This window comes from Polaribacter sp. HA6-7, assembly GCF_055693625.1.
This window is the reverse complement of the sequence record NZ_CM146338.1, coordinates 3096759-3122520: the sequence shown is the minus strand read 5'-3', so window position 1 is coordinate 3122520 and position 25762 is coordinate 3096759. Positions and strand designations below refer to the sequence as shown.

General features: G+C 28.9%; 28 protein-coding genes and 7 pseudogenes. 27 read left to right on the top strand and 8 right to left on the bottom strand.

Annotated elements, in window-relative coordinates; translation table 11 throughout:
* The first annotated feature begins 5 nt into the window (after positions 1-5).
* Positions 6-2002 (top strand): annotated as a pseudogene (locus ACZ1HD_RS17450) (fumarate reductase/succinate dehydrogenase flavoprotein subunit).
* Between the two features lie 10 nt (positions 2003-2012).
* Positions 2013-2754, top strand: a pseudogene (locus tag ACZ1HD_RS17445) (succinate dehydrogenase/fumarate reductase iron-sulfur subunit).
* A gap of 61 nt (positions 2755-2815) precedes the next feature.
* On the opposite strand, the gene ACZ1HD_RS17440 reads toward ACZ1HD_RS17445, so the two are convergent.
* Both ACZ1HD_RS17440 and ACZ1HD_RS17435 read right to left on the bottom strand, forming a co-directional pair.
* Positions 2816-3058: a helix-turn-helix domain-containing protein gene (locus ACZ1HD_RS17440; RefSeq protein ID WP_472688184.1), complete on the bottom strand. Its 243-nt coding sequence runs from the start codon at positions 3056-3058 to the stop codon at positions 2816-2818.
* 50 nt (positions 3059-3108) lie between these two features.
* Complete coding sequence (locus ACZ1HD_RS17435) at positions 3109-3342, bottom strand: helix-turn-helix domain-containing protein (RefSeq protein WP_079737724.1); 234 nt, start codon at positions 3340-3342, stop codon at positions 3109-3111.
* A gap of 630 nt (positions 3343-3972) precedes the next feature.
* On the opposite strand from ACZ1HD_RS17435, the gene ACZ1HD_RS17430 reads away from it, so the two are divergent.
* From ACZ1HD_RS17430 to ACZ1HD_RS17405, 6 genes are all read left to right on the top strand, one after another.
* Positions 3973-4269 carry a hypothetical protein gene (locus ACZ1HD_RS17430; RefSeq protein WP_079737723.1) on the top strand — a complete coding sequence of 99 codons (297 nt, stop codon included), beginning with the start codon at positions 3973-3975 and terminating at the stop codon, positions 4267-4269.
* Positions 4250-5113 (top strand): GLPGLI family protein, encoded by an 864-nt coding sequence (locus ACZ1HD_RS17425; protein WP_079737722.1) that lies wholly within the window; start codon positions 4250-4252, stop codon positions 5111-5113. Before ACZ1HD_RS17430 ends, ACZ1HD_RS17425 begins: the two co-directional genes overlap by 20 nt.
* A 23-nt stretch (positions 5114-5136) precedes the next feature.
* Positions 5137-6225, top strand: coding sequence for a peptidase associated/transthyretin-like domain-containing protein (locus ACZ1HD_RS17420; protein ID WP_472688183.1), 1089 nt, complete (start codon positions 5137-5139; stop codon positions 6223-6225).
* A 153-nt stretch (positions 6226-6378) separates the two neighbouring features.
* A complete protein-coding gene (locus ACZ1HD_RS17415) occupies positions 6379-7146 on the top strand; it encodes a hypothetical protein (RefSeq protein ID WP_472688182.1) in 768 nt (255 codons plus the stop codon).
* A gap of 91 nt (positions 7147-7237) precedes the next feature.
* Complete coding sequence (locus tag ACZ1HD_RS17410) at positions 7238-7798, top strand: hypothetical protein (RefSeq protein WP_472688181.1); 561 nt, start codon at positions 7238-7240, stop codon at positions 7796-7798.
* A gap of 115 nt (positions 7799-7913) precedes the next feature.
* Positions 7914-8120, top strand: coding sequence for a hypothetical protein (locus ACZ1HD_RS17405; protein WP_472688180.1), 207 nt, complete (start codon positions 7914-7916; stop codon positions 8118-8120).
* 52 nt (positions 8121-8172) lie between these two features.
* On the opposite strand, the gene ACZ1HD_RS17400 is transcribed toward ACZ1HD_RS17405, so the two are convergent.
* Together ACZ1HD_RS17400 and purN are read right to left on the bottom strand one after the other, a co-directional pair.
* The gene (locus tag ACZ1HD_RS17400; protein ID WP_472688179.1) at positions 8173-8787 is read right to left on the bottom strand and encodes a ribonuclease H1 domain-containing protein; all 615 of its coding nucleotides are present in this window, start codon (positions 8785-8787) and stop codon (positions 8173-8175) included.
* Between the two features lie 12 nt (positions 8788-8799).
* A pseudogene (gene purN / locus ACZ1HD_RS17395) lies at positions 8800-9371 on the bottom strand (phosphoribosylglycinamide formyltransferase).
* Positions 9372-9540: 169 nt separating this feature from the next.
* Here purN and ACZ1HD_RS17390 point away from each other — a divergent pair.
* The 5 genes and pseudogenes from ACZ1HD_RS17390 to pyk all read left to right on the top strand — a co-directional run.
* A pseudogene (locus tag ACZ1HD_RS17390) lies at positions 9541-9711 on the top strand (acyl carrier protein); the annotation flags it as partial.
* A 72-nt stretch (positions 9712-9783) separates the two neighbouring features.
* Positions 9784-11036: pseudogene (gene fabF, locus ACZ1HD_RS17385) on the top strand (beta-ketoacyl-ACP synthase II).
* 3 nt (positions 11037-11039) lie between these two features.
* Complete coding sequence (gene rnc, locus ACZ1HD_RS17380) at positions 11040-11780, top strand: ribonuclease III (RefSeq protein WP_472688178.1); 741 nt, start codon at positions 11040-11042, stop codon at positions 11778-11780.
* Between the two features lie 90 nt (positions 11781-11870).
* Positions 11871-12227: an IPExxxVDY family protein gene (locus ACZ1HD_RS17375; RefSeq protein ID WP_472688177.1), complete on the top strand. Its 357-nt coding sequence runs from the start codon at positions 11871-11873 to the stop codon at positions 12225-12227.
* A 114-nt stretch (positions 12228-12341) separates the two neighbouring features.
* Positions 12342-13768, top strand: a pseudogene (gene pyk / locus ACZ1HD_RS17370) (pyruvate kinase).
* Positions 13769-13996: 228 nt separating this feature from the next.
* Here the strand turns inward: pyk and ACZ1HD_RS17365 are convergent.
* On the bottom strand, positions 13997-15862 hold the full coding sequence (locus ACZ1HD_RS17365; RefSeq protein WP_472689403.1) for a M28 family peptidase: 1866 nt from the start codon (positions 15860-15862) through the stop codon (positions 13997-13999).
* A gap of 17 nt (positions 15863-15879) precedes the next feature.
* Entirely contained in the window at positions 15880-16293 is a 414-nt protein-coding gene (locus tag ACZ1HD_RS17360; RefSeq protein ID WP_472688176.1) for a hypothetical protein, read from the bottom strand.
* A 105-nt stretch (positions 16294-16398) separates the two neighbouring features.
* Between ACZ1HD_RS17360 and ACZ1HD_RS17355 the strand changes: the two genes are divergently transcribed.
* From ACZ1HD_RS17355 to ACZ1HD_RS17320, 8 genes and pseudogenes are all read left to right on the top strand, one after another.
* Positions 16399-16863 carry a CBS domain-containing protein gene (locus ACZ1HD_RS17355; RefSeq protein ID WP_472688175.1) on the top strand — a complete coding sequence of 155 codons (465 nt, stop codon included), beginning with the start codon at positions 16399-16401 and terminating at the stop codon, positions 16861-16863.
* Between the two features lie 345 nt (positions 16864-17208).
* On the top strand, positions 17209-17523 hold the full coding sequence (locus ACZ1HD_RS17350) for a WbqC family protein (protein ID WP_472688174.1): 315 nt from the start codon (positions 17209-17211) through the stop codon (positions 17521-17523).
* Complete coding sequence (locus ACZ1HD_RS17345) at positions 17445-17948, top strand: WbqC family protein (RefSeq protein ID WP_472688173.1); 504 nt, start codon at positions 17445-17447, stop codon at positions 17946-17948. Before ACZ1HD_RS17350 ends, ACZ1HD_RS17345 begins: the two co-directional genes overlap by 79 nt.
* A gap of 10 nt (positions 17949-17958) precedes the next feature.
* Positions 17959-19173: a hypothetical protein gene (locus ACZ1HD_RS17340; protein ID WP_299064593.1), complete on the top strand. Its 1215-nt coding sequence runs from the start codon at positions 17959-17961 to the stop codon at positions 19171-19173.
* Positions 19174-19175: 2 nt separating this feature from the next.
* Positions 19176-19301, top strand: a complete 126-nt coding sequence (locus tag ACZ1HD_RS17335) for a hypothetical protein (protein WP_472688172.1) — start codon at positions 19176-19178, stop codon at positions 19299-19301.
* A 320-nt stretch (positions 19302-19621) separates the two neighbouring features.
* Positions 19622-19783: pseudogene (locus ACZ1HD_RS17330) on the top strand (phytanoyl-CoA dioxygenase family protein); the annotation flags it as partial.
* Positions 19759-20082, top strand: coding sequence for a phytanoyl-CoA dioxygenase family protein (locus ACZ1HD_RS17325; RefSeq protein ID WP_472688171.1), 324 nt, complete (start codon positions 19759-19761; stop codon positions 20080-20082). The pseudogene ACZ1HD_RS17330 and the gene ACZ1HD_RS17325, both read left to right, overlap by 25 nt.
* Positions 20072-20884: a TauD/TfdA family dioxygenase gene (locus ACZ1HD_RS17320; RefSeq protein ID WP_299064597.1), complete on the top strand. Its 813-nt coding sequence runs from the start codon at positions 20072-20074 to the stop codon at positions 20882-20884. The genes ACZ1HD_RS17325 and ACZ1HD_RS17320 overlap by 11 nt, the downstream gene beginning before the upstream one ends.
* Before the next feature lie 20 nt (positions 20885-20904).
* Here ACZ1HD_RS17320 and ACZ1HD_RS17315 read toward each other — a convergent pair whose 3' ends face one another.
* Both ACZ1HD_RS17315 and ACZ1HD_RS17310 read right to left on the bottom strand, forming a co-directional pair.
* Positions 20905-21261: a hypothetical protein gene (locus ACZ1HD_RS17315; RefSeq protein ID WP_472689402.1), complete on the bottom strand. Its 357-nt coding sequence runs from the start codon at positions 21259-21261 to the stop codon at positions 20905-20907.
* Positions 21262-21555: 294 nt separating this feature from the next.
* Entirely contained in the window at positions 21556-21819 is a 264-nt protein-coding gene (locus ACZ1HD_RS17310) for a hypothetical protein (protein ID WP_472688170.1), read from the bottom strand.
* Between the two features lie 193 nt (positions 21820-22012).
* Between ACZ1HD_RS17310 and ACZ1HD_RS17305 the strand changes: the two genes are divergently transcribed.
* The 6 genes from ACZ1HD_RS17305 (at position 22013) to ACZ1HD_RS17280 (ending at position 25761) form a co-directional block, all read left to right on the top strand.
* Complete coding sequence (locus ACZ1HD_RS17305) at positions 22013-22351, top strand: single-stranded DNA-binding protein (protein WP_340931959.1); 339 nt, start codon at positions 22013-22015, stop codon at positions 22349-22351.
* A gap of 109 nt (positions 22352-22460) precedes the next feature.
* Entirely contained in the window at positions 22461-22943 is a 483-nt protein-coding gene (locus tag ACZ1HD_RS17300; protein ID WP_472688169.1) for a hypothetical protein, read from the top strand.
* An 87-nt stretch (positions 22944-23030) separates the two neighbouring features.
* Positions 23031-23474: a hypothetical protein gene (locus ACZ1HD_RS17295; RefSeq protein WP_472688168.1), complete on the top strand. Its 444-nt coding sequence runs from the start codon at positions 23031-23033 to the stop codon at positions 23472-23474.
* The gene (locus ACZ1HD_RS17290) at positions 23449-23964 is read left to right on the top strand and encodes a hypothetical protein (protein ID WP_472688167.1); all 516 of its coding nucleotides are present in this window, start codon (positions 23449-23451) and stop codon (positions 23962-23964) included. Before ACZ1HD_RS17295 ends, ACZ1HD_RS17290 begins: the two co-directional genes overlap by 26 nt.
* Positions 23965-24141: 177 nt before the next feature.
* A complete protein-coding gene (locus tag ACZ1HD_RS17285) occupies positions 24142-24894 on the top strand; it encodes an SDR family NAD(P)-dependent oxidoreductase (protein WP_472688166.1) in 753 nt (250 codons plus the stop codon).
* A gap of 3 nt (positions 24895-24897) precedes the next feature.
* Positions 24898-25761: an aldo/keto reductase gene (locus tag ACZ1HD_RS17280; RefSeq protein WP_472688165.1), complete on the top strand. Its 864-nt coding sequence runs from the start codon at positions 24898-24900 to the stop codon at positions 25759-25761.
* Position 25762 lies beyond the last annotated feature (1 nt).

Genomic DNA, 25762 nt, shown 5'->3' with positions numbered 1-25762 from the left:
CAATTATGGCTTTAGATTCAAAAGTACCTCAAGGTCCATTAAAAGATAAATGGACAGATTATAAAAACAAAATTAACTTAGTAAACCCAGCAAACAAAAGACACATCGATGTTATTGTTGTTGGTACAGGTTTAGCAGGTGGTTCTGCCTCTGCAACTTTAGCAGAATTAGGCTACAATGTAAAATCTTTTGCATATCAAGATTCTCCAAGAAGAGCACACTCTATTGCGGCTCAAGGAGGTATTAATGCAGCAAAAAACTATCAAGGAGATGGTGATTCTACTTACAGATTATTTTACGATACTGTAAAAGGAGGAGATTACCGTTCTAGAGAAGCTAACGTTTACAGACTTGCAGAGGTTTCTGCAAATATTATAGATCAATGTGTAGCACAAGGAGTTCCTTTTGCACGTGATTATGGTGGTCTTTTAGACAACCGTTCTTTTGGTGGAGTTTTAGTTTCTAGAACTTTTTATGCAAAAGGACAAACAGGACAACAATTACTATTAGGTGCATATTCTGCAATGAACCGTCAAATTGCTCGTGGTAAGATTGAAATGTTCAATCGTCATGAAATGTTAGATGTTGTTATTGTAGATGGTAAAGCAAGAGGAATTATTGCACGTAACTTGGTTACAGGAGAAATAGAACGTCATTCTGCACACGCAGTAGTTATTGCTTCGGTGGTTATGGTAATGTATATTTCTTATCTACTAATGCAATGGGTTCTAATGTTACTGCCGGATGGAAAGTACATAAAAAAGGAGCATATTTTGCAAACCCATGTTATACACAAATTCACCCAACATGTATTCCTAGATCAGGAGATTATCAGTCTAAATTAACATTGATGTCTGAATCTTTAAGAAATGATGGACGAATTTGGGTTCCTAAAAACATGGAAGATGTTTTAGCAATTAGAGAAGGTCGTAAAAAACCTACCGATTTGTCTGAAGACGAAAGAGATTATTATTTAGAAAGACGTTACCCTGCATTTGGTAACTTAGTACCACGTGATGTTGCTTCTAGAGCAGCAAAAGAGCGTTGTGATGCTGGTTACGGTGTAAATGCAACAGGTGAAGCTGTATATTTAGATTTTGCATCTGCAATAACGCGTTATGGTAAAGAACAAGCAAAAATTCAAAATATAAACAATCCTTCTGATGCTAAGATTTACGAATTAGGACAAAAGATTGTTGAGGCTAAATATGGTAACTTATTTCAGATGTACGAGAAAATCGTTGATGAAAATCCATATGAAACACCAATGATGATATATCCAGCGGTACACTACACAATGGGTGGTGTTTGGGTAGATTATAATTTAATGACTACGATACCTGGTTGTTACGCAATTGGAGAAGCAAACTTCTCTGATCATGGTGCAAATAGATTAGGTGCTTCTGCACTAATGCAAGGTTTAGCAGATGGTTACTTTGTGTTACCTTATACTATTGGAGATTATTTAGCTGATGATATTAGAACAGGAAAAATATCTACAGATACGCCAGAGTTTGAAGCAGCAGAAAAAGAAGTTGCAGATAGAATAAAATTCTTTATCAACAATAAAGGAACACATTCTGTAGATTATTACCACAAAAAATTAGGTAAAATTATGTGGGAAAAATGTGGAATGTCTAGAAATAAAGCTGGTTTAGAAGAAGCTATTGTAGAAATATCTGAATTAAGAAAAGATTTACGGAAAAACGTAATTGTACCAGGAACAGATACAGAATACAACGAACAATTAGCAAAAGCAGGTAGAGTTGCAGATTTCTTAGAATTAGGAGAATTATTTGCAAAAGATGCTTTAGTAAGAGAAGAATCTGCTGGTGGTCACTTTAGAGAAGAGCATCAAACAGAAGAAGGAGAAGCAAAGAGATTAAAAGAATTTCAATTTGTTTCTGCTTGGGAATATAAAGGAGAACCAAAAGATGCAGTATTGCATAAAGAAGAATTGGTTTACGAGAACATAGAAGTTAAAGAAAGAAGTTATAAATAAGATAGACATTATGAATTTAACACTTAAGATTTGGAGACAGAAAGACTCATCTACAAAGGGTCAAATGGTAGATTATAAGGTTACTGAAATATCAGAACATATGTCTTTCTTAGAAATGATGGATGTTTTAAATGAACAATTAGTAAATGCTGGTGAAGAACCAGTTGCTTTTGATCATGATTGTAGAGAAGGTATCTGTGGTATGTGTTCTATGTATATTAACGGAGAAGCTCATGGGCCAGATAGAGGCGTTACCACGTGTCAATTACACATGCGTATGTTTAAAGACGGCGATACTATAACAATAGAGCCATTTAGAGCAGCTGCTTTTCCGGTGGTTAAAGATTTAGTTGTAGACAGATCTTCTTTTGATAGAATACAACATGCAGGTGGTTACATTTCTGTAAATACATCTCGGTAATACACAAGATGCAAACTCTATTCCTATCTCTAAGCATGCAGCAGATGAGGCTATGGATGCTGCAACTTGTATTGGTTGTGGTGCTTGCGTTGCAACGTGTAAAAACTCTTCTGCAATGTTATTTGTAGGTGCTAAAGTATCTCAATATGCTTTATTACCACAAGGGCAAGTAGAAGCTGCAGATCGTGTGCAAAACATGGTTGCACAAATGGATTTAGAAGGTTTTGGAAACTGTACAAATACAGGTGCTTGTGAGGTTGAGTGTCCTAAAGGAATTTCTTTAGACAACATTGCAAGAATGAATAGAGAATTGATGAAAGCAAATATTTAAAAATTAAGCTTTTTGTAATTAAAAACCCCAAAACTATTTAAATAGTTTTGGGGTTTTTATTTTAGAAATTTAATTCTATATCTTTAAAAAAATCTTTTGGAGAAATTTTAAGTTTTAGCAAGATAATTAGCAACCGTTCTAAATCTAGCTTTGTTTTTCCTTTTTCGACTTTAAAATAGCCACTTTCAGAAATTCCGATAGCATCTGCTAACTCTACTTGAGAAACGCCAGCATTACTTCTTAAAGTCACTATTTTACGTAGAATTTTACTGTGTGTAGCATTAATTATATCTTTTTCAATCATTTTTTTATAATATGCAATAGAAATGAATCAATAATATGTGTAAACTACAATTACTTAAAAAAGTAGTTAAGATCTACATCTAAAATTTCAGCTATTTCTAGCATTCGTCTAAAATTTAAATCTGTTTTTCCTTTTTCTATTTTGTAATAACCACTTAAAGTTATTTCAAGTTTATTTGCTAAATCGGTTTGGGTAAGACCTAATTTTTTTCTTCTGTAGATTATCATATTTAAAATATTATTAATCTGATGATCTACACTTTGCAGTGAGCTGTTTTCATTCATTTTTATAGCATTTTTTAGTTTTTCTAATTTAGTTTTTTGGCTAAACAGTTGTTTTTTAGTCTTTTTCTTTTTTCAAAAGTAAGAAAAAAATGTATTTAACTTTCCAAATTGGACTAGCTGAAAACAGTATGTTTTTAGTATCCCTGAATTCAGCTAGTCCAAATCGGGTGGGTAGTTTTTTAGGATTATTAAAAAATAAGTTTCATCTTTGGATGAGAGAAAAATGCTGTGAAAAAGAAAAGTTTCTCTACAATATAGTTTTAGGTAGCCTTTTTAGGCAATTTATAAACCCTAAATAAATAAACTTTTATCGTTTAAATTCATAAAATAAAAAGATCATTTCATTACAAAAGAGATGATAACAGACTTTAGTATGCTGTTTATTTTATTGAAGAAAATAGAATTAAAAAGAAAACCTCTGCTTGCAGATTTAAGAAATATAAAAATTACTAAATAAATGTATCACTTAAAACAAATGCTTATGTAAATAAACAATAACAATCAGAGGAAGTCTTACAAAAGTAATGCTTTTTCTACAAGTTTTTGAAGAATTTTTAACTTGTTTATTCATTTAAATCTTCAAAAAAGATAATTAACAAACCCATAAAATAGGGTTTCAAATTTTTTAAAATGAAAAAAATAATATTAGGTTTAGCTATTGTATTTGGAATGTCTTCTTTTACTTCGCTAGAAGAGAGTAATACTACTTATGAGAAGGAAGTAAGTGTTGATGAGGTTGTATTTAATTGTGGACCAAATGCATCAGCTATTTCTTCAAGCTGTTTTAGTGGATGTGTATCTGTTGTTCCAAGATTAACAGGTGTTTTAGAAGTAGATGTAAATATCGCTAATGCAGGACCAAGAAAACCAACAATTGCAGAATTTCAAATAGCTCAGGAATTTCTTGATGATTATTGTAACAGTTAAAACCTTTTTTAAATTTTTTATGAAATATCTGCTAGTTTTTATTATTTTTTATAATTCAGTTAACATTCAGTCACAGAATAGTGATTACTACAAAATTGTTTACCAAACTAAATCAATGTTACTTAAAACTTATAAACAGCCCAAAGAAGCTTATGCCAGTTTATATGTTTATAAGGACAAATCTATTTATCAATGGGATAATGAAAGTCAATTAGATTCAGTTAGAGCAAAACGAAAAATAACTAATGAAGATCTCAGCAGATATTTTTCTAGAGAAAAATATGCTATAGAATTCGAAAAAGATGTTTTAAAATATTATGACAATTTTGGGGATAATGAATACCAATATGAAGAAAAAATTTCTTTTAATTGGGTATTAAAACCTGAAACAAAAACTATAAAAGGGTATAAATGTAAAAAAGCTACATTATCTTATGGGGGAAGAGATTGGATAGCATGGTATGCTATTGACTTGCCTTTAAATGTAGGTCCTTATAAATTTAGAGGTTTACCAGGTCTTATTATAAAAATGACAGACATAACTAATTCATATACTTTTTCTATACATAGCTTAAAAACTAAAAAACATCTACATTTAAAAAAACTTTATCACCTTAAAGAAGAAAGTGAACGTATAGTTGTTGATAGATCTAAATATAATGAAATCCGTTTTAAATATAAAAGTTTAAGTTTTCAAGATAGAATGAATTTGCTTAACAAAAATCAAGGTGTTACAAATGTATTAGAGTTTACAGGTTCAGATAATAATAATCCTTTTAAAAGTGAAAGAAACGTAGATCGTTCAAAAAAGAACAATTTTATAGAAATTGATCATAAAAAATAATAAACGTTAATAAAAATTAGTTTTTGAATATATTCTCAAAATTATTTTACATTTATCTGTTCCTTTTTGTTGTAAATGTTTTTGGGCAACAAATTACTATCAAGGGTAAAATAACAGACTCTATTTTTAAGCCTATACCAAGAGCGTCAATAGTTGCATCCTACAGTAAGAATGAAACAAATATTATAGCGTATTCAACCTCTAAAAAGGACGGAAGTTTTGTGTTGAATTTCAAAGAAGATTCTGCATATAAAGAGTTTTGGATATCATTTAGGCATCTTTCTTATGGCGCCAAAACAAGTAAATACAAAAACATTTCACAAGATTTGAAAGTTGCTTTAAAATCAAAAACTAATCTTCTTGAAGAGGTGGTTTTAAAAGCAAAGAAAGTTCTTCAAATTAAAGGAGACACTATTACCTATAAAGTAACAGGAATTCAAAAAGAAAAAGATTATACAATAGAAGAGGTTATTAATAGAATACCAGGTGTCAAAATAAATGAGAATGGACAAATAAGTTACAACAATAGAATTATAAGTCATTTTTATATTAATGGAGTAGATTTATTAGAAGGTAGGTATAATATAGCAACAAGAGGAATACCAGCAAGCTCTGTTAAAGAGATAGATATTATGAAAAATCATAATCATTCTCGTATAGATAAAGGTATTACAGATTCTGAAGATGTTGCTTTCAATTTAAAAATTAAAAAAGACCATAGCTTAGTTTTTGGTAGTGCTAAAGCAGACATAGGTACCCCTTTCTTTGCAAGAAATTTAGAAGTCACACCAATATATTTAAAAGAAAATTTTCAAGATATAGCAAGTGGAAAAACTAATAATATAGGTAATTCTCTTGAAAATAATGGTATGAGCCTAACATTAACAAATAGTGATTTTATTGAAATGGAAATTAACCCTCCTAATATTTTAAGCCCACCAAATACGAGCGGAACATTTATATCTAATAAATATTGGTTAGATAACAACTCTTTTTCGGTTACCAATGATGCTCTGATAAAAAGTGGTGGAGACTTGATATTAAAAGCGGGTGCAAATTATAGCTACAATGATAATAGGTTAAACCGCAGCTCTACACAAAGGTTTTTTTGACACAGATACTACGTTAGTAGATAAAGTTAATAGAAATGAAATTACAAAAAAGAATTATTATTTAGGTTTAGTACAAGAAATTAATAAGGATAAATTATACCTAAAGAATAGGATTACGATTAACGGACAGAACTCTAAAGGGGGTCCAAAATTTTGCAAAATGGAAACTTATTAAATTACCTATACAAAGATGATGTAAAATCAATTAAAAACTTAACAGAATTTAAAACAAAAATAAATAATCGAATTATAAATAGTGGGCTGTTATTAAAATACATAAGAAGTAAAGAAGGTGTAAATGTAACTCCTAGTGTTTTTAATGATGTTATTTTGAGTAATAACAAACCCGAACAAACCAATCAGAATATAAATGTTAAGCAGTTCTCTCTAGGAGTCTATAGTGCTTATAATTTTCAAATGGGTAAGTTAAAATCTCAATTAAAGCAAAGAGTTAATTGGAGCAGAGAGTCCTTAATTAGTAATTTAGCTCAATTTGATGGTACTATGGAAGAACAATTGATATTTCCTTTCCGTTCAGATTTTAGATTAAATATTTTTGAATCTATATCTAATTTAAAAAGCACTGTAAAATTTAAGGATCTTATGATTACTTTGAAACCCTCTTTTAAATATATTCATTTAAATAAAGTTGAACGTTTTTCTCCAGTATTAAATAGGAGAAAAAATTATCTGTTCTTTCAACCAAGGGCAACAATTAGATATAAAATTGATCATCAATGGAATATTTCTACAGTGGGTAGTTATGTATCATCAGTATCTCGTTTTTCTGAATTATTTAATAGTATTATTTTAAAAGATTATAGTAATCTTTATAGAAATCCAGAAGAGATTAACGTAACACGAAATATTTTTGGAATTTTAAATATTGGGTATACTAATATTTTAAAAGGCTTTTTTTAGTAATAGTTCTAGTATTGTCGAATCAAACTCTGATTTTATACTTTCAAGTAGTTTAGATTTAAATGGACTTATTCAAACAGAAGCAATTAAGTTGCCAAACAGAAGGATTAGTTTTACGAACAAAACAAATTTCACAAAAAGTTTTTTTAGAATTTTAAAAACAGATTTAAAATATACATTTAATCAAATTAAGTCTAATCAAATTTTTAATAATATAGAGCAAGAAACAAAGTTAATAAACCACTCTATAAACTTTGGCGTTAATTTAGATAATGACACTTGGTATGGTTTAAGGTATAATGGTTTAGTAAGATTTGGGAAAAGTAAGTCTAACGGTTTTAACACCTCAAATACATTTCTTAAACATAATTTAGAACTGGACTTTTATACATCATTAAAAACAAGAATTAATTTCGAGTCAGAATCAGTTTTTACAAGTTTTTCATCAAGCTTAGTAAATAATAGAAACACACTTTTTAATGCATCTTTTTATTACAAACCATCTAAGAAGTTATTTCTTAGAGTATCTTTTAATAATATTCTTAATGAGAAGTTCTTTTCGACGGTTCAAAATAGCTCAAATTTTGTTTTTGAATCTAAATTTTCATTGCGGCCAAGACAGTTTACTGTTGGTTTAAATTATTCTTTCTAGTAACAACACTTCTAAATTTATCACCACAGAACCTTTTGTAACCGTAGATTACGACTTTTTAGACGGCTTTATTTTCAATTTTGATTATAGAAAAAGCATTTATGAAAATAAAGATTTGGGTCAGAAAAACACCTATGAAATAGCAAATGCAACCTTATCTTATAAAAAAGAAGACAGTGCTTGGTCTTATAAAATTAGTGCACAAAATATGTTTAACGCTCAGTTTAAACAAAGGAATCGCTTTTCAGATTATGTAGTTTCAGATTCTAAAACTTTTATTTTACCAAGAATTATAATGTTTAGTATTGGGTATAATTTGTAATTTCAGTTATCAATAAAATTATTGTTAACTGTGTATTGCTATTGAATACCATTTACTTCCTTCCAAAATCTGCAGGAATTTCTCCCCATGCTTTGGTTTCCCATTTTAAAATTGGGTTTTTAAAAGTATTTTCTTTCAACCATTTTTCTGCTCTTTTAATCAGTTCTAAAATATCTTTGTTAGAAGCATCAAAATGCATGTTGGTTTTACACCTTTTTTGTTTAATCCAACTCATGGCAATTTTAGAATCAGAATAAATAGGAATATCTTCTTTGTTTTTGCTTTTTAAAAGTGCAATACCATGTACCAAAGCTAAAAACTCGCCAATATTATTGGTTCCTTTAGCGTAAGGTCCTTTTCTAAAAATTTCTTGTTTATTATGCGTTAAAACACCTCTGTATTCCATTTTACCGGGGTTTCCTGCACAAGCAGCGTCTACAGAAATACTCTCTAAATTTGGTTTACCGTATTTTGTTTTATCAGCAGTAGAAAGTGTCGGTTTTTTGGTGTTTTTACCAATATAATCAGTAAAATTTTTAGAAAACGCAACTTCAGCATCATCTAAGCTTGCAAAAGATTTGTATTGTGCACCTTCAAAGCCGTCTATTTGTTTTTTACAAACATTCCAAGACGTATAAATTCCTTTTTTACGTCCGTTCCAAACCACATAAAACTTTTTTTACTCATTTGTAGCTAAAATAACTTCTTCTATAACCTTCGGAAAGTAGCGTTGTTCTAATAAATGAATCTTTTCTGCAATCGTTTCTGGTGTATCTTGCTCGTTTAAAGCTGTTTTTGATTGAAAAATGATGGCACCTTCGTCGTAATTTTCATTTACATAGTGAATTGTAATACCTGTTTCGGTTTCGTTATTATCTTTTACGGCTTTATGAACATGCATTCCGTACATTCCTTTTCCGCCATATTTTGGTAATAATGCTGGGTGAATATTGATGATTTTCTTAGGAAAAGCATCGACTATTTTTTGTGGAATTCTCCATAAAAAACCAGCTAGAATTATATAATCTGCTTGGTTTTTTAAAATATTTAAGACCGTATCTGTTTTAGAAAAATCGTTTCTATTAAAGTGTAAACAATTAATATTTAAGTTTTTACATCGTTCAAAAACTTTGGCATGCTCATTGTTACACAACACTTTAGTAACCTTAGCGGTTTTAGTATGATTAAAAAACTTAATAATGTTTTCTGCGTTCGAACCCGAACCGAAGCAAAAACAACAATACGCTTCATATCTATATATCTAAGCTACAAAAAAAGAATAATTATTAACAAACTGATTGTTTTGAGTAAAGATTAAATTATTTTATTTACTTTTAATAATCATTTTTGGGACAAAAATTAGTTATAATTAATAAGATTTGTATTTTTGCCCCGATTTAAAATTTAAAATTAAAAAATTATGTCAGACATTGCATCAAGAGTAAAAGCGATTATCGTAGACAAATTAGGCGTTGACGATAACGAAGTAACAACAGAAGCTAGCTTCACAAATGATTTAGGAGCAGATTCTTTAGATACTGTTGAGTTAATTATGGAATTCGAAAAAGAATTTGATATCCAAATTCCAGATGATCAAGCAGAAAACATTGGTACTGTAGGTCAAGCGGTTAGTTATATAGAAGAAGCAAAAAGTAAGAATTATATGCAATTAAAACGAGTTGTAGTCACTGGACTTGGCGCATTAACGCCAATTGGTAATAATATTGAAGAATATTGGAACGCCTTAGTTAACGGAGTTAGCGGAGCAGCACCTATCACTTACTTTGATGCTGCCAAGTTCAAAACTCGTTTCGCATGTGAACTTAAGGGCTTTAAGGTTAATGATTTTATTGACAGAAAAGAAGCCCGTAGAATGGATCGATTTACGCAATATGCAATGGTAGCTTCGGATGAAGCAATTGCAGATGCAGATTTAGATCTAGAAAACATTAACAAATTACGAGTTGGTGTAATTTGGGGAGCTGGTATTGGAGGTTTAGAAACTTTTCAAAATGAAGCTATAAATTTTGGTGCTGGAGACGGTACACCAAGATTTAACCCTTTCTTTATACCAAAAATGATTGCAGACATTGCGCCAGGACATATTTCTATTAAAAACGGATTTATGGGGCCAAATTATACTACAGTTTCTGCCTGTGCATCTTCTGCAAACGCAATGATAGATGCTTTAAATTACATTAGATTAGGCCACTGCGACGTTATTGTTACAGGTGGTTCTGAAGCTGCTGTAACATATGCAGGTGTTGGTGGTTTTAACGCAATGCACGCTTTGTCAACTAGAAATGAATCTCGAGAATCTGCATCGAGACCTTTTGACGCAGAAAGAGATGGTTTTGTTTTAGGAGAAGGAGCAGGAGCAATTATTTTAGAAGAATACGAGCATGCAAAAGCAAGAGGCGCAAAAATATATGCAGAAGTAATTGGAGGCGGTATGTCTTCGGATGCTTATCATATGACAGCGCCACATCCGGAAGGTTTGGGTGTAATTGCAGTAATGAAAAATTGTTTAGAAAATTCGGTATTAAACCAGAAGATGTAGATCATATCAATACACACGGTACATCTACACCACTTGGTGATGTTGCAGAGTTAAAAGCAATATCAGAAGTTTTTGGAGACCACGCTAAGAATATCAATATCAATTCTACAAAATCTATGACTGGGCACTTATTAGGTGCAGCAGGTGCTATAGAATCGATTGCTTCTATTTTAGCAATGAAACATAGTTTGGTGCCGCCAACAATTAATCATTCTAATGCAGATGAAAATATAAACCAAGAACTTAATTTAACTATAAATAAACCTCAAGAAAGAGAAATTAAAGTTGCAATGAGTAATACTTTTGGTTTTGGTGGTCACAATGCTTGTGTAGCGTTTAAGAAATTAGATGAGTAGTTTATGAATAGTTTTATTCGTAAAATAGTTCAACCGCATTCTAAAGAAGATGCAGAATTTCATAACGAATTAAGAAAACTACTAAATTTTTCTCCAAGAAAAATAAATCAATACAAAAAAGCATTTACCCATAGATCTGTTCAAATGTTAGACAGAAAAGGGAATCCTATAAACTACGAAAGATTAGAGTTTTTAGGAGATTCTATCTTAGGATCTGTAATTGCTGCTTATTTATATAAAAAAGTTCCTACAGGTACAGAAGGTTATTTAACACAAATGCGCTCTAAAATTGTTAGTAGAGAGCATTTAAATGAGTTGGGTAAAGACTTAAATTTAATAAGATTTGTAAAAAGTAATATCGATCAATCTAATGTTGGCGATAATATTCATGGTAATATTTTTGAAGCATTAATTGGTGCTATTTACTTAGACAAAGGATATAATTTTTGTCAGAAATTTATATACCATAATGTAATTGTACCTTACGTAGATATCGAAAAACTAGAAGGTAAAATTACTAGTTACAAAGGTTTGATAATAGAGTGGTGCCAAAAGCAAAAGAAAATTTACAGCTTCGATACTTACGAAGATTCACGTAATGACCCCGTAAAACATTTTAGTGTTAAAGTAAGTATAGATGGCGAGCAAGTTGCCAAAGGTAGGGCTACATCAAAGAAAAAAGCAGAAGAGCAAGCATCTAAAAGAGTCTATTTTGCTTTTCAAAAGCAAATTTCTCTAGATTAAAGCGATAACGTTTTCGTTAAAATAACTTAGAATACTCGTAAACTATTAGTAATTTAGCAAGATTAAATACTAAAAGTAAATTTACGATATATGCAAATTCATGCTTTAGGTTTAGAAGATTTTTGTGAAGAAGAATACTCTTTAATAGGTATTCATACAGCATTAGAAGACTACAGGCTTGCATATTTACTAAATAAAAATTTAAGCATAAAATTTTCTAAATCGACCAAAAATTTAGAGTTCGAAAAAGATAATAATTTAGCATCATTTTCTATCTATAATTTTTCAAGTAAAAAATACGATTACGATTGGTTTTTAATTGCAAATAGCTTTAAAAATGAGAACCAAACACAGTCTAACGAGTTACTTTTAACTACAGAAACTAGAACTTACTTAATTCCGGAAAAGAAGAAAGTAGATTTTTTTATTAAAATTTCGGTGAAGTAGGCGATGCTTATGTTATAAATACAGTAAAAAAAATAAAAGAAATTGAGCAAGTAATAACATCTTATTCAATAGATAAAAACACACTAAAGTCTAAAGACTTTTTAATATTTTAATATGACAGATTATAAAAAAACTAAAATCGTTGCAACGTTAGGACCCGCTACAGGTACTAAAGAAATTTTAACAAATTTAGCAAAAGAAGGTGTAAACGTCTTCAGAATTAATTTTTCTCATGCAGAATATGAAAATGTAAAGAAGACTGTTAAGACTATAAGAGAAATTAACGAAGAAAATGATTTCAACGTAGCTATTCTTGCAGATTTACAAGGACCAAAACTTCGAGTAGGTGTTATGGAAGATGGTGTAGTTTTAGAAGACGGAGATCTATTTACATTTACTACAGAAAAATGTACAGGTACTAAAGAAAAAGCTTTTATGACCTATCAACGTTTTCCTAAAGATGTAAAAGTAGGAGAACAAATTTTAGTAGACGATGGTAAATTATTATTCGAAGTAGTATCTACAGATAAAGATAAAGAAGTAGTTGTTAAAACGATAGTTGGTGGTCCTTTAAAATCTAAAAAAGGAGTAAACTTACCAAATACAGCAATTTCTTTACCAGCTTTAACAGAAAAAGATAAAGAAGATGCAGTTTTTGCATTAAGTTTAAATGTAGATTGGATGGCATTATCTTTTGTTAGAACGCCGGAAGATTTAAGGATGTTAAGAGATTTAATCGATCAACATTCAGAATATAGAGTTCCTGTAATTGCAAAAATAGAAAAGCCGAAGCTGTTGCAAATATAGATGCATTAATACCTTATTGTGATGGTTTAATGGTAGCTCGTGGAGATTTAGGAGTAGAAATTCCTATGCAAGATGTACCGTTAATTCAAAAGAAATTAGTTAGAAGAGCTAAAAGAGCAAGAATACCTGTAATTATTGCAACGCAAATGATGGAAACAATGATCGATAACTCTGTACCAACAAGAGCAGAGGTAAATGATGTTGCAAATTCTATTATGGATGGTGCAGATGCAGTAATGCTTTCTGGAGAAACTTCTGTTGGTAAACATCCAATTAGAGTTATTCAAAAAATGGCAGAAATTATTAAATCTGTAGAAAACTCTAGAATGATAAAAGTGCCACACGAAGCACCACATATTAGAACGAATAGATTTATTACAAAAGCAGTTTGTCATCATGCAGCATTAATGGCAAATGATATCGATGCAGCCGCAATTTCTACATTAACAAATAGTGGTTATACAGCGTTTCAAATATCTGCTTGGAGACCACAATCGTCAATTTTAGCCTTTTCATCAGAAAGAAGAATTTTAGGAAAACTAAACTTACTTTGGGGTGTTAAAGCATTCTATTACGATAAAAATTTAAGTACAGATGACACTGTTGTAGATATTAACAAGCTATCTAAAGATAAAGGATACGTAAAAGAAGGCGATTTAATGATTAATCTTACTTCTATGCCAGTAGAAGCAAAAGGTATGGTAAATACATTAAGAGTATCAGAAATAGACTAAAAAGCTATTCTTTTAAAGAAAACGAAAAGCATTTTGAGAAATCGAAATGCTTTTTTGTTTTTAAAAATTATTATAGAATTTTATTACTGTTTTTTCTTATTTTAAAAATAGCGCAAAAATCTTTTTTAGATGAAAGTATTAAACGATTCAATAAAAAAATATTAAAGCAGCCTTAATTTGGGCTAAGCTATTTTGAAAATATTTATATTTTCTGAAGTCTAAATCACTTTAAAAAACAAGCTTTTTAGAGATAATAATAGCATCATTAGTAACAAAAGGCATTGGCATCATTTCTTGGGTTCTTGATTTTATGTTAAAGTTTTTGTTGGTTAACAAATCATAAGAAATTTCATTCAAAATAATATCTAATTTCTCGTTCACATCAACAGTAAAAGAAATTGTTAATTCTTTGTCACTATTTCCAAAGTGATAAATTAAAAATGTACCAGGTTTTGCTTTGTATTTTTTACCATCATTAACCAACACATCATTTACTTTAAATTGATGTAAACTAATGTTGTTTTTGGTTATAAATTCGAACTTATTAACTTTTCTTGTAGGTAAAAGGGTTAACTCTAAAAATCGTTTTGAGCCAATAATTGTATCTAAATCTGTAATTAAATTTGCACTTTCTATATTTTTAAAACTAGTTTTTTTAGCAAATTTAAAACGTGTGTTGTATTTACTTTTTGTGTCGGCATTTTCAAGTCCGCCCTCAGAGTAATCAGTATTAAAAATTTGTTTAGTATAAGTGTCTAAAACAGTATTATAGGTTCCGTAATAAGCAGTTTTATCATCAGAATTCTGAATGTAAACGATGCTGTTAGGTTTCTTGTTTTCTGTTGAAAATCCGCTATTATACGTTGCCAAACCAAAAAACACAATAGCTAATATGCCACTTAATTTCTGATTAAAAAAAGCTTTCTTTTGATGAAAACTAAGAATCATCAAACCAAAAACCAACACAATAAAAATTGCGCTAACAAAGACTATTTTTAAACCTAAACCAACAGGAAACATTTTAACCAAAGGAGCAAAAATATAAAGAGTTGGTATCGATAAAATGGTAAATAATATTCTTTTAGAACCTTCTTTTAAGTCTAAGAAAATTGCAATTGCTAAAATTAGTAAGGCACTAATAACCGGAATAATAAAAAAGCCAGCACCTTTTAGTGTGTAAGCAATAATTAAATTAATAATTAACCAGAAAAATAAGGGTGCTACTAGTAAGTTTGTAGGTTTTAATTCTTTTGCGCTACGTTTATAGATTGTAAATAATAGCCAAAGATTTAAAAATACAAAGGCCGTAATATATTGATAACCATTGTAAGTAAAACCGTGTAAAATATCTTTGTACTGCGGATGTATAATTTGTAATAATTGCCATAATCCGAAAGAAATTAATCCGCATAAAACCAATGAAACTAAAAACGGTACAAAACCTTTAAAAATTCCTTTTGCATCTATTTTATTAAGTGAAATTCCGAAGAAAAGCAAAACAATAAAAACAATTAAACAACCTATTGTTAATGGTTTTACCCAAGAAAACGGAAATGTTAGCATTTTAATAAACGGAAAATTTACATACACAAAATCTTCTTCAGAATTTAAATTTGATAGACTTGCGTTTGCAAAATAATTTAAAGAGGTTGTAAAATAATCTGCTTGATGTAATAGGGTTTCTCGGTCTAATCTTTCATAAGAATCTTGTGCTGTATGGTAATCAAAATGATCGCCAATAAAAGCAAAGTTAAATCCGTTAATATTTCCACTTTCTCTAAAAACAGTTAAATCTGTATCGTTTGGTAATTTTTTATAAATAGAATACATTAAAGAATTTGCTGCCGGAAAATTGGGTTTTGTAGCCAAAAACTCTGATAGTAATTTGCTGTTTTTACCATTTGTTTCCATTAGCATATAGCTTGGTCCGCCACTTCCTCTAGCTTCAAAATTTAAAACTAAACCAACGTTTTTAGCCCAAGAATGTTGGTCTACGAATGCTTGCGCACCTAATAAACCTAATTCTTCTGCATCAGAAATTAAAATAATAATATCATTTTTTGGGGTAGTTCCTTTTGCTAAAAAAGCTCTAATTCCTTCTAAAATAGTAACTACGCCGAGCCAGCATCACTTGCAGCTAAAGAAGAGTGTGGGTTTGCGTCGTAATGAGTAAGTAGAAGTAAAGCTTTATCAGAATTTGTGCCCTTAATTTTAGCGATAATATTTTCTGCAGTAGTAGCGGCAAACCATTTTTTGTTGATAGCAGTTTGGGTCTGAATTTGTGGTTCTAATCCCATTTTTTGCAATTCTGTTACAATGTAATTCTGTACATTTTTATGTTCATCAGAACCAACATAATGGGCTTTTGTACTAATGTTTTTTAAATGATGTAAGGCATTGTCTAAAGAAAAAGATGTTTCGTTTGTATTTTTAGAAGTATTTATAGAGGGTTTTAAACTACTAAAACTCCAAAAAATTACACCTAAAATTAGTAGGGTAGAAACAATCGTAGAAAATTTATTCATGCTAAAATTTTATTTCTATAAAAGTAGTGAATTAAAAAAATTATCATCAAAAGTAAAACCGATTAAAAATTTTGCTAACTTTAGTACAACTAAAAATCTAATATTATGGGAATTAAGAGCTTTCAAGGTAAAAGAGAAACCAATCAAATTAAAGAAGAAACACAAATTTTAGTGTCGGATTATATGACTACAAATTTGGTAACCTTTAAAGCAGAAGATTCTTTAGATTATGTGATAGAACAGTTGATTACTAATAAAATTTCTGGTGGACCTGTTGTAAATGAAAAGAATGAGCTTGTTGGTATTATTTCTGAAACGGATTGTATAAAACATATTTCTGAAAGTAAGTACTACAATATGCCTGCAGATACAAATAATACTGTTGGTAAATATATGGTTACAGATGTAGATACTATTGATAAAAACATGAATATTTTTGATGCAGCATTTAAATTTATTTCATCTAGAAGAAGAAGATTTCCTGTAATTGAAAACGGTAAACTTATAGGGCAATTAAGTCAAAAAGATGTATTACAAGCTGCCATTAGTGTAGAGGGTAATACATGGTAGTGTAAATACCTATTTTATAACGTATTTTTGATGTTCTTGCTCAAAAACTGATTTTTTATTTGTAATTAATAAAGAACTTTATATTTTCGCAATTATAACTTACTAAAATATAGACCCCATGTACAGGTTATTTACTTATTTTCTTTTTTGCCCAAAATTAAAACTTTATTTTTTTAAAAAAATATTTTGATCTTGCAATTAATTAGGGCTATAATTTTAACATTTTAGAGTTTCAAAATTTTACAAATTTAATTAATCTAAGCTACAATTTTATTTTAAGTTTTGCTTCTAGAGGCATCTACAAAAGAGATATAAACCTATACTTTTAATAAATTATATATAATAATGAATTTAGGTATAATGCAACCCTATTTTTTCCCTTACATTGGATATTTTCAATTAATAGAAAGCGTTGATACGTTTATCTTATATGAAAATGTTTCTTTTAATAAAAAATCATGGATAACCCGAAATAGAATTTTAGATAAAGGCAAAGGGTCTCCTTTTTTTATTAATGTACCAGTAAATGGTAAAAGTTCTAAAAAATTAATAAAAGAAATTGAAATAAATGGAGATAATAATTGGAAAGAGAAACTATTAAATCTAATTTTTTTAATTATAAGAAAGCTAATTACTTTAGTGATATTTACCCTCCTCTAGAAGATATAATTAATTCTCCTGAGATTAATTTACATTTGTTTAACTCTAATTGTATTATAAAAATATGTAAGTTGTTAGATATAAGAACTAATATATTATATGATAATAGTAAAAATCAAGATGTAGAAGAAGAGTTAGTAAATCAAAATAATATTAATAAAGAAGATATTAAGTCTCAAAGGATTATTAAATTTTGTAAAAAATTTAATAGTAAAACATACATAAATCCAATCGGAGGGACAGAACTTTATGATAAAGAGTATTTTAAAAAAAATGGATTAGAACTTTTATTCGTTAATACTAAAGATTATTCATACGAACAATTTAATCACTCTTTTAACGAACATTTATCTATTATAGATATGTTAATGCATACAGGCATAGAGCAAACAAAACAAACCGTAAAAGAATATAACTTAATCTAAACTTAAATGAATGAATTTAAAAGAATCGGTGAAGAGATTTGTTATAGATAAAAAGGATTATTATAAGCAATGGATGTTTGAACAACCTATTATTATTAATAAAAATCATAATGATCAATTAATAAAGCTACAGAAAGTAATGTATAAGCTAATTTGCGAGTTTGTTACATCTTATAATAAGTACAAACATTTAATGCCTGTAAATTCTGAAGTTGAAGAAATTATTAGAATTTTTAATAAAAAAGAATATAAAACTGGAACTTATAGAACAGACTTTGTTTATGATAAAAATAATCAAGTAAAAATCATCGAAATTACTTGTAGGTTTTCTTTAAATGGAATGTTTTTAGCAGAATTAATAAATGATGTTGCATCAGACTATCAAAAGAAAGAATTAGCGGATGTTGAAATAGTAAATTTATATGAACCAATTTACATCCATTTTGAATCATATTTAAAAGATATTGAATCAATTTTTATTTTAAAAGGAGATGATGTAAGAAATGAATCCAAAATTTATATAGACATCTTTATAAGAATGGGTTACAAAGTTATTGAAGTTAATTACAAAGAAATAGAAAAGTTTATTGGATCAATGAAAAGTAGTTTGGTAATAAGCGAATTAGCTTTTGATGAAATTACTTCATTTTCATTACAAACTATAGAACAATTAATGCCGCTAAATATTATTAATGATTTTAGAACTATTTTTTTAATTCATGATAAAAGGTTTTTTTCTGTTTTAGGAAAAAAAGAATTACTAGAAAATGTTTTAACTAAAGATGAAATTTTATTTTTTAAAGATTTTTACATACCTACATATACATCTATCGAAGAAAGAGAAATTTGGGAAAAAGCGAAAAGTCAAAAAGATAAATGGATTCTAAAACATAGAGCTTTAGGGAAAAGTCAAAAAATATATGCAGGTATTGTTACAGAAAACGATGTTTGGGAAAAACTGTTTTCAGAAACAGAACGAAAAGAAATGATTTTACAAAAATGGATTCCTCAAAAAACTATTACAGGTAATATTTCCGAGGAAAATTTTGAAGATTTTGTGACGGGAACATTATTGTTTTTTGATGATAATTATTTTGGTATGGGAGATTTTAGAACATCATCTCATCCTGTTACAAATAAAGTAGATCACAGAAAAGCATCTTCCTTAATTTTAGCAAGTAATACATTGTTAGATACAGTTGCTATAAATAACTTTATTGATTAATTATGAGTTTTAAATTTAATTTAGAAGATTTATCAGAAGAACAAAAAGCAATGTTACCAACTGAAGAAGAAATTTTGCTTTATGAAAAAAATGGATGGTATATAAGTAAAAAAATAATACCGAGATGATGTATTAGACGATGCTATTAAAGGAGCTGAAGAATTTTACAAAGGAATAACAGATTTTACCTTAAAAAATAATTTAGGTATTGCAAATGATAATTTAGATTTATCTTCTGCAATTAGAAACAATGAATTTGTAACGTTACAAAAAAAGAGTTACAAAAATTAGGATTTTACCCTCTAATTGGAGCAATTTCATCTTTATTAGCAAGAACATCAGAAGTAAGGTTGTTTGCAGACTCTTTAATAAATAAGCTTCGGAAAAACCAACAAATAAGGGTGTTGTTGGATGGCATTCTGACAAGGCATATTGGCCTACATGTACCTCTAATAACCTTCTTACTGCTTGGATACCTTTACAAGATTGTACTGAAAATATGGGGCCTTTAACTCATATAAATAATAGCCATAAATGGAAAGATGAAGAAAAGTTAAAGTCTTTTTTTCTTTTAAAAATCAAGATTTGTCAAAATTTGAAAACTATCTAAAGACTGAAAAACCAGATTACTCTAAGAAAATGATGACTTTAAAAAAAGGTCAAGTAAGTTTTCATAATTGTAACACAATACACAGTAGTTTTCCTAATACTAGCAATAAAAATAGACTAGCTCTGGCTGTTCATTTACAAGATTTCAATAATAAATACCAAGAAGTTTACAATGATAAAGGAGATTTAGTTGTTATCGGTTACGATAAGATTTGTAATAAAGATACTTTTGGTAAACCTAATTATAGAGATTCAAATTTTTTCCCTGTAATTTTTAAAAATATCGAAAATGGAAGTTAAATTAAGTAAATTAATAAACATAATACCTTTTAAGGATTATTCAAATAAAAGGAATAAACTAGTAGATAAAATTCTATTAGATTTAAAGTTAGTAGGTTATGTTGTTGTTAGGGGTTATGAAATATTAAAAGACTTAGAAGAAACTAAATCACAATTTTTAGAACTTTCAAAACTTATAGGAGATCCTGTTGGTCATGATTTAGATAACAAAATAATTTGGGATATTAAGTCTAATTCTACTTCTAAAAGCTTTATAAAAACGTATTCAGAGCATTCCCATGAAGCAGAATTACATACAGATAGTCAGTATAGTAATTATCCTGAAGATTTTTTTAGTTTGTTAACTTTAAAAAAAGCAAATTGTGGTGGCGGAATTTCATATATATTAAAGTTAGAAGATATTTTAACCGATTTAAGAGCTTTAGATAATGGTAAAGAATTAGAAAAAATACTAAGAGAAACAAATTTCCCCTTTATTGTTCCAAATGTTTTTAAAAAAAATAAATCTGAAAACCACGAATTTAATTTCGGACCAATATTAAGAGACAATGAAATTAGGTTTCGAGTAGATACTTTCGAAAAAGCTATAAACTGCGATAGTTCTCTTTGTACCATGCAGCAAATTGATGCTTATAAAGCACTAAAAAATGTAGTATTAAATAATACTAAAACGATAACATTTTATTTAGAAGAAGGCGATTTAATATTTATAAATAATAAGACAACTCTTCATGGTAGAAGTATGTTTACAGATGAAAATAGACATCTTTTACGTATTAGAATGAATAAACTTACAGAATAATTTATGTAAGTTCATTCAAGTTATTTATCTTTTCTAATTAATAAAAAAGTTTCATTTTCTAAAGCTAAATAACCTTCATTGTAAATGTAATGGTATAAGTTGCCCGTTTTTGTTTTATAAATTGATGTAAAAAACTGAAAATCGAAACCCTTATCATACAATTTAGTTCGACTAACTTTAGTTTTACCAGTAGAATTTAAATCAGAAAGTATTTTATAATTTTTTCGAAGTCTATTATTAATATTTCTGATTAAATTTTTACTGTCTTTATTAATTCGGTTATTGTAGGAGTTTCTACAATAATCAGAACAGAATTTTTTATCGATTCTGCCCTTTAGTAGCTCGTTACACTCTAAACACTCTTTTTTTCCATTAATAGCAATCTTATTACACTTTTACTTCACCCCAATTTTCGCCGGATTTAATTCTTCTTAACTGCATTGTTGTAATACCAAATTGACTTGCAATAATTCTTAATCTAGTTCTTCTGTTAGGGTCTAACAACTTTTTCTTAATAATTCTAACTTTACCTTCTGTTAATTTTGCGCCAGGTTTAATACCAAATTTTGCAATTCTTTTAGGATTCGTTATTTGGTGTTTTGTTAATTCTTTTTGATTTACCCACTTTAAATTTTGATAGTAATTATCTTTTAAATCGTGGTTTAAATGAATTACAAATTTTTGATCTTCTTCTTTTTTAGAAATAATAAACCAACAACTCTGTGCACATAAGCATTTGCTTTTCTCTTACTACCTATTTTGGGGTATGTAAAGGTTTCAAAATTGTTAATTTGACCAATTCTAAGAAGTTCGAAGACACCTTCTTCAATTTCTCTTTTTACTCTTCCGTAATTAGAAACGTAAAGTTTTTCTCTAGCAACATCATAATTTTCTTTTTCAAATAGCTTCCATTGTTCACTTCTGTACGATTTCATGTCTATAAGATTTTCATTTAGTAAATATACTAAAAATTATCCGTTTACAAACGACTACAAGTAATTACAACCGAAAGTAATTGTTTTAAAACCGAATAAGCAAGCGGTACTGTCGCAATTTTGCAATGTCTAAACGAGTAGACAAAATAAATTATAAACTTGCATTACATAATAAATGCACAAAACTTATCTTATGAATACGTTAAGAAACAAAGTACAGTTAATTGGTAGATTAGGTCAAGAGCCGGAAATAGTAACTTTTAAAGATGGCAACAAAATGGCAAAATTTTCTATGGCAACAGATGATAGTTATAAAGACAAAGAAGGTAACAAAGTAGAGCGTGCTTATTGGCATAACATTATTATTAAAGGCGGACTTGTAAAAGTTGTAGAAAACTATATAAACAAAGGGCAAGAAATTGCGGTAGAAGGTAAGTTAACCAACAGAACTTATAATACAGAATCAGGAGAAAAACGATACGTAACAGAGATTTTAGTAAGCGAATTATTGATGTTAGGAAGTAATTCTTAAAGGATATTAAAATATTGAAAAAAATAAAATCTACTTAATTTGAGTAGATTTTATTTTATCTTGGCATATCATTTGACATACTAAGACTAAACTAGAAAAAATGAAAGTCATGAAAATCTTAACAATCTTAACCATATTATTTGGTTTTTCTCAATGTGGTAGTAGTTCAATAATTAAAAATCCTGCTTTTAAAGTAGAAAAAGCATTTTATAATAACTGGGTTGGCGGTCAAAAAGGTGTTGCTGGTACAAAACTCGAAATTCAATTAGAAAATGCTTTAGAAATAGAGTTTGATTCGATTTATTTTCAAAATAAAATAGCGAAAGCAGAGGTTGTTGTAAATGGTAATAAAGTACAATTGATTGGTCATTTTTCTTCAAATGTAAATATAAAAAGGGATGTTATTTTAGATTCAAACCCTACTAAAGAATTAGAAAATACTTTGCCAACTGCTAAAAAGTTTCCTTTTCAATTAGAAAAAAACGAGGCAATAATCAGTTTTAATAAAGATGGTAAATCTGTTTTTTACAAAGTAAAGAATATAAAAGAAGTTCAATCTCGCGCTTTTCCTACGCCTCAAAAAAATAATTAAAACACTGGTTTTTAGTTGTTTGGTGTTTAAATTAATTTTTGGCACGCAATTTGAATATTTCTAACTGTAACTTTAAAACTACAGCTTATGAAATCTTTAAAACTACTTTTTACATTTATTTTAACAGGAGCATTTTTAGGCTCATGTACCACAGTTTTCGAAGACAATTTTATAGAGAATGAAATCTCTTTAGAAGAAGTTGTATCTAATTACGATTTGTGGTACGTAGATTATCACAGAACTATTGGTAACGGAGACATTCCGTTTGTGGCTAAAGCTTTTACTTTATCATTTTTAGATGGCGTTTTATATGCAAATAATAATATAGCAGATATTGGTTTTACAGGAAATGGTTTAGGTATAGATGTTGGTACATATAACACGTATACAGGTCTTTTAGAAACAAGACACGATTTAGACGGAAGAAATGATTTTGAAGTAACTATAACTTCTAACAACGAAATTAGATTGTATAATTACAGACAAAATGTTACTTATTTTCTAATTGGTTACCGAGACAAATACTTTTGATTATGACAAGTTGTTCTATGAAAACATAGAGTATTTTTTACAAGAGTATCAAGCTTGGGAGAAAACAAGTACAACAGGCGGAGTGCCTAATGCATTTGATTTAGAAAATTACTTGCAATTTACTCCGAAAAACACAACTACTTTTTATAGTTCTCAAGACAACTTTGGCACACAAATTGCAAATATAAATTGGAGTTACGTTGGAGATTATGAAGTGTTTGATGTAACCGGTTTCGAAGATCTTAAAATATTAACACTTAATTATGATGGCGGAGATATAGAAGAGTTTGAATTAAGCGTTATAAATGATGGAAAGATTAGTCTTTACAACATAGAATCTGAAACAACATATGTTTTTAATGGTAGAGGTTTTGTACAATATTTAAAAACAGACGCATCAGAAAAAAGTGCAAAATCTATTGTAAGGAATTCGAATAGAAAACGTACTAAAATAGTAAGAAAAACAAAAATTAGAAGAAATTTAAAATAAAGTTTGGTTAGTTGATTTTTGGTTGGTTATTGCTTAATAACCAATTGAAAGAGAAACCGTCCTGAGGAGGACGGTTTTTTCTTTGTTAATAATTGCTAAAAAGTATCTTTATCGTTTAATTTTAAGCCAAAAAGATTTCATAATTTTATACAAAGTTTTAGCTTAAAATAAAAAAACATGAAATTAACAGCATTTATTACTGGCGCAACATCTGGTATTGGCGAAGCAACTGCAAAAATCTTTGCAAAAAATAATATTAGATTAATTCTTTGTGGTAGAAGATTAGATAGATTAGAATCTTTACAAAAAGAATTAAGCATTATTACAGATGTTACTATTTTACAATTTGATGTTTCTAATAGAGCTGCCGTAGAAAAAGCAGTTGCATCACTTCCAAAAAATTTTAAGCAGATAGATATTTTAATTAATAATGCGGGTAATGCACATGGTTTATCTACAATACAAGAAGGTAGTTTAGATGATTGGGATGCAATGTTAGATATTAATGTAAAAGGATTATTGTATGTTTCTAAAGCTATATTTCCGCAAATGATAGAAAGAAACAATGGTTTTATAGTAAATATCGGTTCAATTGCAGGTAAAGAAGTATATCCGAACGGAAATGTGTATTGCGCCTCTAAACATGCTGTAAATGCTTTAAATAAATCTATGAGAATAGATTTGAATAAACACAATATTCGTGTTTCTGCAATTCATCCAGGAGCCGTAGAGACAGAATTTTCAGAAGTTCGCTTTAAAGGAGATTCTAAAAAAGCAGCAGCAGTTTATAGCGGTTACAAAGCTTTACAAGCAGAAGATATTGCAGATATTATTCATTTTGTTGTAACAAGACCATATCATGTTAATATAGAAGATTTAGTAGTATACCCAACAGCACAAGCAAGTGCTACAATTTTAAATAAAGAATAAAAAATGTCAAAATCAGAAATAATAATAGGTTGCATGTCTTGGGGAGTTTGGGGTAAACAGTTTTCGACAAAAGAGCAATCAGAAATGATTCAATTTTGTGTAGAAAACGGAAATTCTACATTTGACCATGCAGATATTTACGGTCATTTTACTACGGAAGCTGCGTTTGGTAAAGGTTTTAAAGAAAGCGGAATTCATAGAAAAGATATAAAGTTAATTTCTAAGTGCGGAATTCAGTTAGTAACAGAATCTAGAAATAACAAACTAAAACATTATAATTACAGCAAAGAATATATTGTTTGGAGTGCAGAACAGTCTTTAAAAAATTTACAAACAGATTATTTAGATACTTTTTTATTGCACAGACCAAGTCCGTTAATGCATCCTAATGAAATTGCAGAAGCAATTACTGAATTAAAAGAAAGCGGAAAAATTATCAATTTTGGAGTATCAAATTTTACACCTTCTCAGATTAATTTAATTTCTGATAAAATTCCTGTTTCTGTAAATCAAGTAGAATTTTCTTTAACACAACATGCAGCAATGCATAATGGTAGTTTAGATCAAATGCTACAAAAAGACATTCAACCAATGTGTTGGAGTCCTTTGGGAACTGTTTTTAAAGAGCACACAGAACAGACAACTCGTATTAAAAAAGTTTTAACTCAGTTAGCAGAAAAATATAATGTAACAGAAGATGTTCTATTATTAGCTTGGATTTTAAAGCATCCTGCAAATATTTCGCCAGTAATTGGTACAACAAATAGAGACCGAATTTTAAATGCAAACAAAGCTTTAAGCATAGAGTTAGAATTACAAGATTGGTTCTTATTATTAGAAGCTAGTAAAGGAGAAGAAGTGGCATAAA